Consider the following 16,018-nt stretch of genomic DNA (forward strand, 5'->3'; position numbering starts at 1 on the left):
TCTCTTATTGTTTTTCTCGCATAGACAACGATAGTCGCTTTTGAAGTGGCGTTGGCAAAATGTGCATAAAGCGCAGAATAAAGCCAAAGAATCGAGGGAAGAAAACGGTTTGCTTGTTACTTTCTATCCCTTTAAGCATAGCCTCGGCAGCTTCTTCTGCACTAATTTTCATTGGCATTTCGAAGTCATTTTTATCGGTAAGGGGTGTTTCAACAAAACCTGGTGAGACGGCCTGTACTTTTACCCCTTTATGGTGAAGGTCGACTTCTAAAGATTTAGTAAAATAGTGAAGAGCAGCTTTGCTAGAGCCATAGGCTTGAGTTCGAGTGAAAGGTAATAGACGCGCCATACTGTCGACTATGACCAGTTTGTCGCCATCTTTTAATCGTGGGAGAAGTGCGTTAACACAGTGAACTACGCCGAAGAAATTAGGCTCGAAAACGCGCCGGAACATGTCTGGCTCGAAATCCTCAAGGTCGACATATTCACAAGTACCAGCATTAAGTACAGCAATATCGAACTCAACATTTGCTAATGCTCGCTTTGTATCCTCTAAATCTGACACATCAAACTGGCAACCACTAATATTACTATATTTGCTAAGCTCATCGAGGGCTTCTTTGTTTCTTCCACACGCAATGACACTATACCCATTATGGGCACACTTGATTGCAAGTGCTTTCCCTATTCCAGATGTTGCGCCAGTAATTAAGATACTCTTCATTTTGCCAGCTTCCCTTTAATCTTTTTGATTATAAAACCTAAGATAGGTACGTGCTCGTATACCATTTCGCCCAAATCGTAATAATCTTTGTGGTAGATGATGATGTCACCGTCAACACCAAGTTGTGTTGTACCGTCTAGCGTGATCTTTTTCGCGTTATCTTTTAGTACGAGGGTCATTGTCCAATTTACAACGTGAGTGACATTAGAGTGACATGAGGATATCTGTTGTGAGCAGATAAAAATGTCCGCTATATCGAATTTACAACTTTCGGCTTGGGTTAGAAGGTTAGCAAAGTAGTTCTTCACTTCTCCAATTCCACGATGTGTGGTGATTGGGTCTATAAATAAAATGTCGTTGGCGTATATTTTTTCTAAGTCCACTGGAGAGATTTGACATATATCTGTGTAAATTTTACAAAAGCGTGCAATGACATCCATTCAGCTTCCTTAACGTCGAAGTGGTATGATGGAAAAAACAATTTGCTGCCAAATTCTGTTTGGTCTTGTTGTGACTCTGTTGAATATCGACCGCAAGTCTATGAAATAAAATCTGTTAATGTTGGTAGCTAAATCATAAATTACATTAAACGACGTTCTTAAGATCATGTTTTTCAGATTATTAGTGAAAAATTTTCCCATTCGATCCTATTTGTACTCAGTTGCGTAATGAATTTCGTGTTTTTGGAAGTGTCGAGTATGAGTGTAGAACGTTTTCCCTTATTTCCTTTATCTGCGCACCTTTTGCCTGAAGGTAGAATGGCTTTGCGTATTTTTGAGCCTAGATATGTGCGCATGGTTAAAGAGGCATGCGCCGAAAATAAAGGCTTTGTGATGTGCATGTTAAACGCAAATGGCGACAAGAATGCAAACGAGCATATTCACAAAATAGGAACATACGCACAGGTTGTGGACTTCGATATGCTTGATGATGGGTTGCTTGGCATAAAGGTTGCTGGTTCTCACTTAGTTGAGGTGAGTAACATCGAGGTAGAACACGATGGCCTTCGCACCGGTAGTTGTAAAGTTTTAGAACCTTGGCAGTGCGATTTAGCTCCTCAACAAATAGCGCCTATGGACGAGCGGCTTAAAGAAATATTTGGAAATTACGAAGAACTGGCAGCGTTATACGAATCACCGAAATTTGATTGCCCCAACTGGGTATTAAATCGATGGCTTGAGTTATTGCCAGTAGATGGCTCGCAAAAACAGCATTTTTTAGCGCAAAGAGAATGTACTAGTTTGGTTAATTATCTCTCTGCACTAATCGCTTAATAATGAGAGTTGATCTTGAGATTACAAATTCGTAATCCAATATTCGCGAATTTCGCAAACGTTTTAAGTCAGAACGCCGTAGAATAATACAACCAAAACGGAAAAGCGGACGAATCTTATGTTAGTTGGAATTCCTTTGGAACAAAGTAACAGCACAATCAAACCTAAAGAGTGTGCTACTGAAATGTCTGATTACCTTGTCGCGGTTGCTGATGCCAGATGCAAGCGTTCATTTGCTCGAGTATTCAATTATTTTGCACCTCGCTTACGCTCTTACGCTCTAAAACAGATGGGTAATGAAGCATTAGCGATGGAGTTGGTGCAAGACACAATGTCGAATGTTTGGCAGAAAGCGCACCTTTTTAATGCCGAGAAAGGGTCGCCATCCACTTGGATATTTACTATTGCACGTAATATACGTTTTGATATGCTTCGCAAGTTGCAGAATCGAAAAGAAGACGTATGCTCTGATGATTTGTGGCCGGTGCTTTGTGAGCAAACGGCAGACGCCAATGAGGCACCGCTTGACGAGCAAGTCACGTTGGAGCAAATTGGATATTTGTTCGAGTCTTTGCCCATTAAGCAAAAAGCGGTAGTCGAAGCCATATATATCGATGGCAAGTCGCAGCAAGAAGTTGCTGATGAACTATCTATACCACTAGGTACAGTAAAATCGCGTACACGTTTGGCGCTACAACGACTGAAGGTCATGTTAAACGATAATGATTAGGTTTCACCCGAGTGCCCATCAGCTTAAAGAATTTGTTGAGGGCACACAATCACCTGCTATATCTTTAATGGTTTCTGCACACTGCGACATGTGTGAGAAGTGTCAGCGGTTTGTAGAAATTGAAACAGAGAGTCTGGCAGCGCAAATGGTGTCAACCGCAAACGACAGTGCAGTTGACGCCGGCGACATCGCACTTCAGTTTGGTGAGATGCTGTCTCAAATAACCCAACTACCTTCGACCAATAATAATCGCAGTGAATCAAATCAGCCGCTAGAGTATCGAGAGTTAGCGCGAAACATTGATGAGCACGAGCATGTTGGTTGTAGGACAATCGAACTGGACGGCCGGACGTTCACGTTACCCCGAACACTACATCGCTATATAGATAAGACGGGTAATTGGTCGAGCTTGGTTGGAAAATTGTGGCAAGCGCCTGTTGATTTAGGTAATCAGGGTGTTGCTAATTTTATTTTTATGGGTAGTGGTGGTAGCGTGCCAGAGCACACGCATCGAGGTACTGAATATACATTGGTTATTGACGGAGAGTTCAGTGATGGGCTTAGTCGATATGACACGGGCGACTTCATTTTTATGGATGGTGAAAAGACGCATACCCCAAAAGCCGAGGGTAAAGAAGGTTGCTTAGTATTCAGTATCGTAGACCAGCCGTTACACTTTACCTCCGGTTTAGCAAGATTACTAAATCCGTTCAGTCATTTATTCTTCCGCTAAAATGACTCTGTGAATTTTGATTTTTTTAGCCATTTATAGCACGCCAAAAAAACGCACCTAGGTGCGTTTTTTTGACATTAACTAATGTAATGAAACCTTCTGACTAGCCAATAAATTCGCTGTCCGGGTAGTTGAGTCTAAGAGTCTTCATTGCGTTATCACGAAGCTCCGTAAGGCCAAGTTGCTCATAGCTTGAAACCATAATTTCTAGGGCTTGTTGAACCTGAGTAGTATTCGGAAAGTGCTCAATAACATAGCGACCACGGTTAGCGGCAGCTACATAAGCCTCACGTCTCATATAAAAACGTGCAATAGCAATCTCGTAACGGGCGAGTCGGTCTTTAATGTGCACCATACGTTGCTTTGCGTCAGCTGCATATTTACTGTCTGGGTACTGCTGAATGAGCCTTCGAAAATCTTCAAACGCTGCACGGGACTTTGATGGATCTCTATCCGTGCGGTCAATGTTCATTAACTCTTGGAAAAGGTTGCTATCTGATTCCATGTTAGTTAATCCACGCATGTAATACGCGTAATCAACATCTGAATGGTTTGGATTCAGACGAATAAATCTGTCGATAGTGGCAAGCGTTTCTTCGTTTTTACCTGACTTATAATAGCTATAAATAAGGTCTAGCTGTACCTGATGGGATAGGGGACCGAACGGGTAGCGCGAATCTAGCGCGCTTAACGTTTGTGCTGCAGCGCTGAAGTTACCTACTTCCATGCTCTGCTTTGCTCTGTCGTACAGTTGCTGCGCACCCATGTTAGCTAAAACTGCTTTTTCTTCATTATCTGAAGAGCTACACCCTGCGACAGATACCATAGCACCCAATAGAACGGGAGCCAGTAGACGAAATGATTTCATAATAATTCTTTTTTCCTGCTAAACAGTTTAATACTTCGCTGTCTAAGCTCATGTGTTAAACAACAACACTTTAATTGCATTCTAACGCACTAACGACGAGAAAAACCATACAAAAACGTAAACAAGGCAGTGTACAGCGTGAATACTTGTTATAATACTCTTTTTTAGACGTAATCAATGGTGTTATGACACAGTCGCCGAACACAATACAATTAGAGGCTTCAACGGAAGCTACGCATTTTGGTTTACGGTTAGATCAGGTATTAGCTGATTTGTTCCCTGAATATTCTCGTTCTAAGCTAAAAACTTGGATTCAAGAAGGAAATGTCGCAGTAAATGGTGAAGTGATCACCGTGCCTCGCCACAAAATGCAGATGGACGAACTTGTTACGGTACAAGCTGAAATGGATGTACAGGTTACAAGCCAAGCGCAAGATATCGCGCTAAATATAGTTTATGAAGATGAGCATATCTTGGTAATAAACAAGCCTGCCGATTTGGTCGTACATCCTGGCGCGGGAAATCCAAGCGGAACCGTACTAAATGCGTTGCTAAATCATTACCCTGAGATTGATAAAGTTCCGCGAGCAGGCATTGTCCATCGTCTAGATAAAGACACCACGGGTTTAATGGTAGTGGCAAAAACAATACCTGCGCAAACGCACCTTGTTGACCAACTACAGCGTCGCGAAATGAGTCGTGAATATGAAGCCATTGCGTTGGGTACTATGGTTGCGGGTGGTATTGTAGATGAACCTATTGGCAGGCATGCCACAAAGCGCACGCACATGGCAGTTCGTGAAATGGGTAAACCTGCGGTAACCCATTATCGCGTTATTGAAAAGTTCCGTGCGTATACTCACCTGCGATTGAAGCTTGAAACCGGTCGTACACACCAAATCCGTGTACACATGGCGCATATAAAACATCCGCTACTGGGCGATCAGGTTTACGGCGGGCGTCCGCGTTTACCTAAAGGCGCATCCGAGGAGTTTATCGCAGCACTTCGTGGTTTCCAGCGTCAGGCATTGCACGCAGCTCAGCTTTCACTATTTCACCCTGAAACTGAAGAGTGGATGACGTGGAAAGCTCCACTGCCTCAAGATATGCAGGACTTGCTTAAAGCAGTCAAGAAAGACACAACGGACAATCCGCAAGATATGCTCTAACTAGAGAGTAGGTATTATGACATTGTCAGATGCAAATTCACCTATTTCATCTACGCTGGAGTTGATTGCGCCAGCGTGGTCTTGCCCTTCTAATATAGTCGCTTATACAACGACAAGGTTAGGGGGCACTAGTATGGGGGATTTTGCAGGCTTAAATGTCGGCGCGCACGTGGGGGATGATCTTTTATTAGTTAAAGCCAATAGAGGCGTTCTCCCCCACAGTCAAAAAGTTACGTGGTTAGAACAAGTGCACAGCAACCGCGTAGTGTCACTTCCAAGTGCAGATACCACTGCCGATGCGGCTTATTCTTCTTCTAAATCACACTTTTGCGCTGTAATGACTGCTGATTGTGTGCCCATCTTATTATGTGATGAGAGTGGTCAAGAAGTGGCAGCAGTACATGCGGGGTGGAAAGGGCTTGAGACCAATATTATCAAGAATGCGGTTGGGCAATTTAGCTGCGATGCCAATAACATCATTGCTTGGATAGGTCCTGCAATAAGCGGTGCTTGCTATGAAGTAGATGCAAATTTGGCTAGTAAATTTCGTCACATAGAGGGCGCTATTGCCAATAGTAGTAATAAAGGGAAGTACTTATTAGATTTACCTTTAGTGGCACAGATACAATTGCAGAAAACAGGTGTAGAAAATATTACACAAAGTAATCTTTGCACTTACTCTGATGAGCGACGCTTCTATTCACATCGAAGAGCAACCCATCAAAACAAACGCACAACGGGGCGCATGGTAAGCGTAATAGGACTGCTTTAAATTTTTTAGGAAAAAAGGCAGCAGTTTTCAGTCTCATCAAACATTTGCGCTAAATCAAACTTCTCATAGTATTTGTTATCTTTTTGGCTAACTTTTCAATCTCATACTTGAATCGCAATTGAGCAGTCTACATAACTAGAATATAAAGAATACCATTCCGCATAGAGCATTACCCACTCAGCGAGAGTTAAAATGTTCGTAATCGCGGCGTGTTTCCGCAGGTATAGTTGTTCACTTATTAGGTTGAGATTATGAGACTAGATAGATTTACCAGTAAATTTCAGCTCGCAATATCCGATGCTCAATCACTCGCATTGGGGCGAGATCATCAATATATAGAACCTGTCCATTTAATGACCGCCATGCTGAATCAGCAAGGTGGTTCAGTACGCCCGTTGCTTGATCAAGCTAACATTAATGTCAACGCACTTCGTTCTGCTTTGAGCCAGGCCATTGAACGCCTACCTCGAATCGAAGGCATTGGGGGCGATGTTCAATTAAGCAAAGACAGTGGTGTTCTGCTCAATCTTTGCGACAAGATAGCGCAGCAGCGAAAAGACGAATACATCACTTCAGAAATCTTTGTTCTAGCGGCGCTACAAGATAAAGGGCGTTTGGGTGAAATCCTCAAAAGCCTGAATATCACTAAAGAAGCCATTGAAAACGCAATAGACGACATGCGTGGTGGTCAAAAGGTCACGGATCCTAACGCTGAAGACGTGCGCCAGGCTCTTGAGAAGTACACCACAGACTTAACCGAGCGGGCGGAGCAAGGCAAGCTTGACCCGGTGATTGGGCGTGATGACGAAATTCGTCGAACGGTGCAAGTGCTACAGCGCAGAACCAAAAACAACCCCGTCCTTATAGGTGAACCAGGTGTAGGTAAAACGGCCATTGTTGAAGGTTTGGCTCAGCGCATCATTAACGGCGAAGTACCTGAAGGCTTAAAGAACAAGCGCGTTCTTGCCCTAGATATGGGGGCATTAGTCGCTGGTGCTAAATACCGCGGTGAGTTTGAAGAACGGTTAAAGGCTGTTCTTAACGAGCTAGCTAAAGAAGAGGGGCGCGTTATTTTATTCGTCGACGAACTGCACACCATGGTAGGTGCAGGGAAAGGCGATGGCGCAATGGACGCAGGGAATATGCTAAAACCAGCGCTGGCTCGCGGTGAACTTCACTGTGTGGGAGCAACCACGCTAGATGAATACCGTCAGTACATTGAAAAAGACGCGGCACTAGAGCGTCGTTTCCAAAAGGTATTGGTTGAAGAGCCAAGCGTAGAAGACACTATTGCTATTCTTCGAGGCTTGAAAGAGCGTTATGAGCTTCACCACTCGGTTGACATCACGGATCCTGCCATCGTTGCAGCGGCGAGTTTGTCACATCGTTATATTAGTGACCGTCAATTGCCGGATAAAGCCATTGACCTTATTGACGAGGCTGCATCTAGCATTCGTCTGCAAATAGACTCAAAGCCAGAAGATATGGACCGTTTGGAGCGCCGTATTATCCAGCTAAAGCTGGAAGAGCAAGCGCTTGCTAAAGAAACCGACGACGCTAGCCATAAACGCCTTGAAATGATTGAGCTAGAGCGTGAGCAAGCTGAAACAAAGTATGCAGAGCTAGAAAAAGTATGGCTAGATGAAAAAGATGCCATGCAAGGCACCCAGACTATTAAGGGAGAGCTAGAACAAGCAAAGCTAGATTTAGAAATTGCTCGCAGGGCATCTGATTTGAATCGCATGTCGGAACTTCAGTATGGTCGTATTCCTGAACTTGAAGCCAAGCTTGAGCAAGCGGCAGAAAACGAAACCCGTGAAACCACGTTGCTTAAAAATAAAGTAACGGACATCGAAATTGCTGATGTGCTTTCTCGGTGGACAGGTATTCCGGTAGCGAGAATGCTAGAAGGCGAGCGCGAGAAGTTATTGCGTATGGAAGATGTCCTTCATAAACGTGTAGTCGGGCAAGAAGAAGCCGTTGAGGCTGTTTCAAACGCCATCCGCCGTTCACGTGCGGGGCTTGCCGATCCAAACCGTCCCATTGGCTCATTCTTATTCCTGGGACCAACGGGTGTAGGTAAAACTGAATTGTGCAAAGCTTTGGCCGGCTTTATGTTTGATACTGAAGATGCCATGGTGCGTATCGATATGTCAGAGTTTATGGAAAAACACTCGGTGGCGCGTTTAGTGGGCGCACCTCCTGGCTATGTTGGCTATGAAGAAGGTGGTTACTTAACCGAAGCGGTGCGCCGAAAGCCTTATTCAGTAATCTTGTTAGATGAAGTTGAGAAGGCGCATCCTGATGTATTCAACATTCTACTTCAGGTGCTGGATGACGGCAGACTGACTGATGGGCAAGGCCGCACCGTAGATTTCAAAAATACGGTTGTGATCATGACGTCTAATTTAGGTTCAGACATCATTCAAGATAAACACAACGAAAGTCAGTATGACGATATGAAAGCATCGGTAATGAGCGTGGTGGGGCAGCATTTCAGGCCGGAGTTCATCAATCGTGTGGATGACATTGTGGTATTCCATCCATTAGGCAAAGAGCAAATTAAGTCTATTGCTAAAATTCAGCTTGCCTCGTTGCGTGCAAGACTTGCTGAAAAAGGGTACAAACTGACCTTGTCTGCCGCAGCCATGGACAAGTTAGCCGATGCAGGTTTCGACCCTGTGTTTGGCGCGCGTCCGCTTAAGCGAGCGATTCAAGTGCAAGTGGAAAATCCACTCGCCCAGCAATTGCTAGCGGGTGAGCTATTGCCTGAGTCCACCATTCGCATTGATGCTGACGACAGCGGACTATTTGTAGTAAGCGGTTAATCAGCAAACCAAATCTTGAAGTCAAAGGCACTGGAAACAGTGCCTTTTTTGTTGCTTTATTATTGCCTTGGCACTGTCTTTTCCTTTAGTTTACTCTGCTAGAGTAATTTCAGCGTGAGTGTTAGGAGTCATACATGGAAACAGCCCCAATTATTAACGCATTTAAACGCGTACTCGGGGAAAGCAATCTTGCCATTGGAGAACGCCAAACTGAGCACTATCGAAAAGGATGGCGCTCGGGCGAAGGTGAGGCATTGGCCGTACTGTTTCCAACCACGCTCATGCAATATTGGGAAGTGCTTAAGGTCTGTGTTGAATTTAACTGCATCATCATTATGCAGGCTGCGAAAACTGGGCTGACTGAAGGTTCGACACCAAGCGGTGACGATTATGATAGACCGGTAATAGTAATTAACACCCTAGCCATGGACGATATCGTCCTAATAAACGATGGTAGGCAGGTGTTGAGTTTTCCAGGGGCAACCTTGTTTAAGTTGGAAAAAATGTTGAAGCCACTAGGGCGCGCGCCACATTCGGTGATTGGGTCTTCGTGTTTAGGGGCGTCTATCGTTGGTGGCGTAGCAAACAATTCAGGTGGGGCGCTTGTCAAAAGAGGGCCTGCGTATACAGAGCTATCCTTATTCGCTCAAATAGATGAAAACGGCGAGCTAAAGCTGATTAACCATTTGGGTATAGACCTAGGTGAGACCGCTGAAGAGATTATTGGAAACCTTTCTTCAGGTAACTTTGTGAAATCACTTCCTGAAACTGAAAAGAAAGCGTCAGCCAGTGACTATGAAGAAATCGTTCGAGATGTAAATTCTGATACGCCGAGTCGCTTCAATGCCGATCCAACAAGGCTTTATGAAGCCAGTGGCTGTGCAGGCAAAATTGCCGTTTTTGCCGTGCGCGTAGACACATTCGAAGTACCTAAAAAAGAACAAACGTTTTACATCGGTACGAACGATGCTGCTGTACTTACCCGCATCCGCAGAGATATTCTGTCAACGTTTGATAATGTTCCTGAAATAGGTGAATACCTTCATAGAGAAATGTTTGATATTGCAGATAGGTATGGCAAAGATACGATATTAAGTATTGAACGTTTAGGCACAGATGCACTACCTAAAATGTTCGCACTTAAGGGGCGGGTGGATTCTGTGCTCAACAAACTGCCTTTTATGCCTCGTTACCTAAGCGACAGAGTTATGCAGTTTGGGAGTAAGCTTTTCTCTGACCAAATCCCTGCAAGTTTAAGAGCCTACCGCGACAAGTACGAGCACCATCTTATCCTTAAAATGAGCGATGAAGGTATTGAGGAGGCTCGCAGACTTATGTCCAAGCTGTTTAAGAAAGAAAAACTAGACGGTGACTACATTACTTGTAACGAAGAGGAAGCATCTAAAGCCTTTTTACTCCGTTTCGCAGCGGCAGGTGCCGCGGTGCGTTATCAAATGATGCATAACAAACAAGTAGGGGATATTTTAGCGTTAGATATTGCGTTGCGCCGCAATGACGAGTTTTGGGTAGAAAAGTTGCCTGAGCACATAGCCAAACATGTCGAAAAGCCACTTTATTACGGCCATTTCTTTTGCCATGTCTTCCATCAGGACTACATACTTAAAAAGGGCAGCGATGCCAAAAAAGTAAAGGCGGACATGTTGGCATTATTAGATAGTCGCGGCGCTAAATATCCTGCCGAGCATAACGTCGGGCATTTGTATGAAGCTGAGAGTAGGTTACAGCAGTTTTACAGAGAGCTAGACCCTACCAATACGTTTAACCCTGGTATTGGCAAAATGGAAAAGCACAAACGCAATTGTTCGTGCTGCCTATAGCTGCATGCGAAGAGAGCCTTATAGGCTCTCTAATAGCGTTCTTGCTTGAGGACGCTTAAAGAAAGGGCGTTCCACTTTTACTGCATATTCTAACTCTTTTTTCGCCTCTTCAATTCTATTGAGCTTGGCTAGCGTGTAGCCCAGATGATAGCGGATATTTGGGTCGTTGGCGTCTCTGGCGAACGCATCCCTCAGCATTTTAAGGCTGCCTTCATAGTCTCCATGTAGCGCTTTGATGTGACCGTAGGTATCCAATATTTTTGCTGAGTTTGGTTGAAGCTCGTAGGCCTGACGTGCATAGTTTTTTGCAGTGACTAGCGATTCCTCTATATGCATGATCGCTAGGCGATTGTAAGCCTCAGCAGGGTTGAGTAAGTTTGGTTGCTCAACAAGCTCCTTGTAAAGCGCTATCGACTCATCGAACTCTTGAATGAAGAATAAGTATTGCGCCAACAGGTTTTTTGCCAGCAGATTGTTTTCATTCTCGCTCACCAGTTTTCTTGCCGTATTCAAGAATACATCGACGAACTGATCGTTCAGTGCGTAGTTGTAGATCGCAACAAAGGCTTGTGCAAAAGAAGCGTCGACTTTTAGCGCTTTTTCGAAAGCGTTAATCGCACTTTCATCATTACCTTTATTCGCAGCTAATCTTCCTTTTAGAAAATGGTAAACCGGGTTTTGCTGCTGGTTTGCAGGAACTGTCGCTAACAACGACTGTGCTTTATCGTTTTTCTGTAAATCTAACAGTAAGCTTGTATAGCGCAGGGTAACAAATGTACTCGTGTTGGCTATGTCGTGTGCGCGAGCCATGGCGTTTAACGCGCCCTCGCTATCACCAATGTTTCGGGCTTGGTCCGCATAGGCAATTAATTTACCCGCGTCGTCGTTAATAAAGTTTCTTACAATGCTTAGCGTTTTTTCGGCATCGGCACGTTGATTATTCCCTAACTGAAGCGCAGCTTTGCGAAGGAGGTAGTCAGCATTGTCGAAGTCATCTTTAATTAGCAGGTCTAAGTGATACAGTGCATTCTTAATGTCGCCTTGTTGCTGATACAAAGAGGAAACGCGTTCCCTAGCACCGCTATTCGACGGCGTAAGTGTTAGTAAATCGAGATAGATTTGCTTTGCTTCATCTACCTTGCCTGCTTTGGTCAGATTAAACGCTTTTAGCATCAGCGTTTCATTATGCTGAGGTGACAAAGTAAGAAGTTCTTCAATCAATTGGTTAGAAGTTTCTACGTTGCCTAAGCGGCTTTCAGTAGCCGCCAAATTAAATTTTGCAGGAAAAAGGGTAGGGTTCTGTGCCAGCGCCTTTTCGATATTGGTTTTAGCTTCTTCTAACTGACCTTGTCTTATCAAGATGCCGGCTTTTAAGTTGTACACTTCAGCTTCGTCAGGATAAAGTTCACTTAGCAGGTTTGCGCCTTTTAAAGCATTATCAAACTGCTGGGCTTGTAAATTCATTAATGAATAAGTGAATAGAAAACCCGTGTTATCTTTGTAGGTCGGCAAATTCTTTTCAAGAATTGATAGTGCTTCGTCCTGCTTACCTCTGGCAGCCATTAATTTAATCTTGAAAAGCTGAAGCTTGTTCTCATTAGGGTATTTGTATTCAAGATTTTGCAGTAGGCGTTCAGCCTTGAATGCTTTGTTTTGGCGAATAAATAAGTCACCCAGAAGCAGCGCTGAGTCAGGGTCTTCCATTAACGCATCCTGATGACGTTCAAGCAGCGCAAGCGCTTGTTTGTCTTGCTGTGTTGCCATATAGACTTGACTTAGCATTAATACTGCCTGCAGGTCATCAGGCTCCTGCTGCAAGTAAGCATTAAAGTCCTTTGTGGCTGTTTCCATGTTGTTGTTAAAGAAGTTCGTTAAACCACTTATATATAACAACATCGGTTGAGAGGTTATCAGCTCAGGGTCAAGCTGCGCCATGAAGTCGTTAAGTTCTTTTAGCTTTGCATTATCAATAGCTTGCTGGTTGTCTCTACTTTGTAGCCAGCTGTTGAGTAATATGGCTAGCGGATCGTTAGGCGTGTCTTCAATGATCTCATCAACAAAAAGCTTTGCGGTATCGTAGTCTTTTGCTTCTAAGTACAAGTCTACAAGGTTACGTAGCGCAATAGGATCGTCGCGGTTAAACGTCAATGCTTTTTGTAAATGCGCGGTTGCTGCGTCAGTATCTCCCTGTCGATAAGCAAGCTGTCCCTTAAGTCTCCATGTTATTGCGTTTTCTGGTTCTAACGACATGGCTTTATCGATAAGAGAATTTGCTTTAGATAAGTCTTCATTTTGAAGGGCAATAGAGGCTAAGCCATTTATGGCTGGCACGAAGTTAGGTGTGCGTGAGACTATAGTGCTATAGTCGCGTAGGGCACACTGCTCGTCTTCCAGTCTAATGCACGCTGTTGCACGAATCATAAGCCATTCGCGCTCAGCATCACCAGATAGCTTGTTTAAATCGGCAAAATCGACAATCTCTTGATATCTGTTCAAGAACAGCCAAGTGTTGCCAAGCGGCTCTGCCAGAAGGTTAATATCGGCACCCATCTCTAGCGCTTCTACAAACTCCATTTCGGCCGCGGTTAAGTAGCCGTTTATAAGCAGTATTTCACCCATAAGAATTTTTGCAGCAAGGTTTTCAGGGTCTTTCTGTAAGCTATTTTTTAGGTGGATATAGGCTTCGTCGTATTCGTTTTTATTAAATGCAGTGAGCGCTTTTTCATAGTCTTCCGAGGTCGTAGCGAAACTGTTGAAAGCGATTAATGATGAGGCAACTGCTGAGACAATAGCGCGCTGTACAACACGCTTTTTATTATTAAAAAAATCCATATAAACCTTCGAAACTTAGCCTAGCCACTGGCTTAAAAATAGCATAAAAAAAAGGTGGCCTAAGCCACCTTCTAAAGATACGTGTTTTCTATGCGTTTTTAAACAATTAAACGCGACGCTTACGTCTGTATAGAACAAGACCCAAACCTAGGCTCATTAGTGCTAGGGCACCTGGTTCGCTTACTTGTGTTGGTGGTGGTGGAGGAGGTGGGGTTAGCTTACTTTCAAATTGAATTGATGATATTTTGAAAGCATCATTATAGTCGTGCCCACCAATGTCTCCGAAGGTCTTATTGTAAGCGCCCACTAGCCAATAATTAGAATATGTATTACTTAACGATTGTAGATTTGCAGACCCATTATTTTGGCTTCCAACGATATTGAAAGAAGCAGAGATAGCGTTAAGCGTTGTTTGGTTTGAAACAATAGAACTCCACGAGGCAGATTCTATCTCAGCCGAATTAGCGATTGATACAACAGACACTTGTTGATCATAACCTGCGTGCCATCCGAAATCGATTTGAGAGATATTTACTTCTGAGTCAAAAGAAAATAGCAGATATTCAAAGGAATCTACAAACGTTCCGTTTATACTTTCACCATAGTTATCGATGGTTTGATGACTGCCTCCAGACTCCAGGTCATTTCTTATTCCATATCCCCAGCCGTTGACAAGTTGTGCTGTTGCAGATTCTACAGTGTCAAGATCATGGGTGACTGTGACTTGCCTTGGATAACATGCCCATCGCCGACATTGCCATTGAACATCAGTCTGTGATGAAGTTGCAGTATCCGCCCATGCGGATAGCGTTACATTCACACCGTCTATATCAATCCCTAAAGGGTTTAATACGTCTGAAGAGCTATGTGACATAAGGTCATATGAATACTCTTTAACAAGCGTATCTTCGGCTTTCAGGGAACTAACATGTAGCGCAAATAAAACAAACAGAGGAATTAATTTTTTCATTTTTACATACAACAACTACTACAAATAATTTTTCTTAAGCATAATTTGCGCCAAAAATAAGCTATTGTTATTTGGTGCTTTTTTTCGCTGGTCTTGCTAGGTAGTAAAAAAAACTGACAGGTCGTACCACCTGTCTGTGATCTAAAGTCTAATTTTATTAAACAAGTTTTTTGCGACGCCACATGACGAAGAGTGAGCAGGCCATAAGTAGGCCGATAGTTTCAGGTTCAGACACTTCGGTGGTATCTGGTGTACCCGCTGTTTCTGAAATAGAGAAACCGATATTCGCAAGTTTAAACGCGTCGTTACCTATTCTTCCGTGAGTTGTTTTACCAAATACAGTGTTGTATGCACCCACAAGCCAATATTGTGCTGACTCAGTAAACGTGAAATCTGCACGGTGATCTAAATATTCACAACTCTCAATGTCGAATGAAGCTGACGTTAGGGCATCTTCAACAATATGACTCCATGTGTTAACGCCAGAGGTTAGTTTAGAGGTGTTACTAAGCGCAGCCACAGACACTTGACTATCTCTACTATCATAAAGCCATGAAAAACTTGCGCCCGTTAGTGTCACTGCAGAGTCGAACGATAACAACACGAAGTCATAGTCACGTTCTACGTTAGTCATACCGCTATAATAAGCGTTCGCGCTACCTTGAGAGTAATAGTTGATATTGTCAATAGCGTGGTCAGCGTCGCCACGATAGTATGCTTCATCATTGTTTGTTATGCCGTAAGCCCATTTATCTGAGATTTTTTCTAACTTGGCGCCAACGACTGTTTCGCCGGTAACTCCTTGTGTGTCAGAAAAGGCGGACATACTAATATTTAATCCGTCTATTTGAACAAAGGAATTATTCGTCTGATTGGTTTGTGTCACTTTGTCATCGACTAGATCGTAGGTGTATTCTCCCAGCGGAGAGTTACATACATTGCTTTGTTCGTTGCTTTGGCTCGATGACCCACAGTGAGAATAACTTTGCTTTTTATAGTAGGTAGCGAATGCTGAATTAGCACTCAGGGTAGATAGCAAAGCTGTGGAAAGTAATAGTACAGTTTGCAAAGAAAACGTTTTTTGTAGCGTTCGCATAATTGCTTTCCTATATATGAAGCGCAAAGCACTTCAAGTACACGCCGAGTGATGTGTGCGCACATTATGCGAACACAAACTTGGTAGTACCTAATTTCAACATGGACTTGTATGATATATGAACGGTGAGCTATTTAAGGTATGTAACCGTATACCTAAGGCGTGTTGATCTTTCGTGATTAGT

The 16,018-nt window shown here is 43.5% G+C and carries 13 protein-coding genes; 7 read left to right on the forward strand and 6 right to left on the reverse strand.

The features are described 5' to 3' along the window. Positions 1 to 4: 4 nt before the first annotated feature. Positions 5 to 724, reverse strand: a complete 720-nt coding sequence (locus ACX5KA_RS00415) for an SDR family NAD(P)-dependent oxidoreductase (RefSeq protein ID WP_039217075.1) — start codon at positions 722 to 724, stop codon at positions 5 to 7. Beyond that, the gene (locus ACX5KA_RS00420) at positions 721 to 1,164 is read right to left on the reverse strand and encodes a DUF2358 domain-containing protein (RefSeq protein ID WP_039217076.1); all 444 of its coding nucleotides are present in this window, start codon (positions 1,162 to 1,164) and stop codon (positions 721 to 723) included. The genes ACX5KA_RS00415 and ACX5KA_RS00420 overlap by 4 nt, the downstream gene beginning before the upstream one ends. 258 nt (positions 1,165 to 1,422) lie before the next feature. Here ACX5KA_RS00420 and ACX5KA_RS00425 point away from each other — a divergent pair, with 258 nt between their 5' ends. The 3 genes from ACX5KA_RS00425 to ACX5KA_RS00435 all read left to right on the forward strand — a co-directional run bounded on the left by ACX5KA_RS00425 (position 1,423) and on the right by ACX5KA_RS00435 (position 3,461). Continuing rightward, positions 1,423 to 1,998, forward strand: a complete 576-nt coding sequence (locus ACX5KA_RS00425; RefSeq protein WP_458730190.1) for an LON peptidase substrate-binding domain-containing protein — start codon at positions 1,423 to 1,425, stop codon at positions 1,996 to 1,998. 118 nt (positions 1,999 to 2,116) lie between these two features. Continuing rightward, complete coding sequence (locus tag ACX5KA_RS00430) at positions 2,117 to 2,728, forward strand: sigma-70 family RNA polymerase sigma factor (protein WP_458730191.1); 612 nt, start codon at positions 2,117 to 2,119, stop codon at positions 2,726 to 2,728. Then, positions 2,721 to 3,461 carry a ChrR family anti-sigma-E factor gene (locus ACX5KA_RS00435; protein WP_458730192.1) on the forward strand — a complete coding sequence of 247 codons (741 nt, stop codon included), beginning with the start codon at positions 2,721 to 2,723 and terminating at the stop codon, positions 3,459 to 3,461. Before ACX5KA_RS00430 ends, ACX5KA_RS00435 begins: the two co-directional genes overlap by 8 nt. A gap of 103 nt (positions 3,462 to 3,564) precedes the next feature. Here the strand turns inward: ACX5KA_RS00435 and ACX5KA_RS00440 are convergent, their stop codons facing one another. Next, positions 3,565 to 4,329 carry an outer membrane protein assembly factor BamD gene (locus tag ACX5KA_RS00440; RefSeq protein ID WP_039217088.1) on the reverse strand — a complete coding sequence of 255 codons (765 nt, stop codon included), beginning with the start codon at positions 4,327 to 4,329 and terminating at the stop codon, positions 3,565 to 3,567. Positions 4,330 to 4,514: 185 nt separating this feature from the next. On the opposite strand from ACX5KA_RS00440, the gene rluD reads away from it, so the two are divergent. The 4 genes from rluD (at position 4,515) to dld (ending at position 10,936) form a co-directional block, all read left to right on the forward strand. Beyond that, positions 4,515 to 5,498 carry a 23S rRNA pseudouridine(1911/1915/1917) synthase RluD gene (rluD, locus tag ACX5KA_RS00445; protein ID WP_039217091.1) on the forward strand — a complete coding sequence of 328 codons (984 nt, stop codon included), beginning with the start codon at positions 4,515 to 4,517 and terminating at the stop codon, positions 5,496 to 5,498. Between the two features lie 16 nt (positions 5,499 to 5,514). Beyond that, positions 5,515 to 6,270, forward strand: coding sequence for a peptidoglycan editing factor PgeF (pgeF, locus tag ACX5KA_RS00450; RefSeq protein ID WP_039217093.1), 756 nt, complete (start codon positions 5,515 to 5,517; stop codon positions 6,268 to 6,270). A gap of 251 nt (positions 6,271 to 6,521) precedes the next feature. Then, positions 6,522 to 9,098, forward strand: a complete 2,577-nt coding sequence (gene clpB, locus ACX5KA_RS00455) for an ATP-dependent chaperone ClpB (RefSeq protein WP_458730193.1) — start codon at positions 6,522 to 6,524, stop codon at positions 9,096 to 9,098. A 134-nt stretch (positions 9,099 to 9,232) separates the two neighbouring features. Next, positions 9,233 to 10,936, forward strand: a complete 1,704-nt coding sequence (gene dld, locus ACX5KA_RS00460) for a D-lactate dehydrogenase (RefSeq protein ID WP_458730194.1) — start codon at positions 9,233 to 9,235, stop codon at positions 10,934 to 10,936. An 18-nt stretch (positions 10,937 to 10,954) separates the two neighbouring features. On the opposite strand, the gene prsT is transcribed toward dld, so the two are convergent. The 3 genes from prsT to xdp1 (ACX5KA_RS00475) all read right to left on the reverse strand — a co-directional run bounded on the left by prsT (position 10,955) and on the right by xdp1 (ACX5KA_RS00475) (position 15,834). Beyond that, entirely contained in the window at positions 10,955 to 13,768 is a 2,814-nt protein-coding gene (gene prsT, locus ACX5KA_RS00465; protein ID WP_458730195.1) for an XrtA/PEP-CTERM system TPR-repeat protein PrsT, read from the reverse strand. Between the two features lie 106 nt (positions 13,769 to 13,874). Next, positions 13,875 to 14,738, reverse strand: coding sequence for an exosortase-dependent surface protein XDP1 (gene xdp1 / locus ACX5KA_RS00470; protein ID WP_458730196.1), 864 nt, complete (start codon positions 14,736 to 14,738; stop codon positions 13,875 to 13,877). A 157-nt stretch (positions 14,739 to 14,895) separates the two neighbouring features. Further along, a complete protein-coding gene (gene xdp1 / locus ACX5KA_RS00475) occupies positions 14,896 to 15,834 on the reverse strand; it encodes an exosortase-dependent surface protein XDP1 (protein WP_458730197.1) in 939 nt (312 codons plus the stop codon). Between the last annotated feature and the right edge of the window lie 184 nt (positions 15,835 to 16,018).

It is taken from the genome of Alteromonas alvinellae (assembly GCF_902705805.1).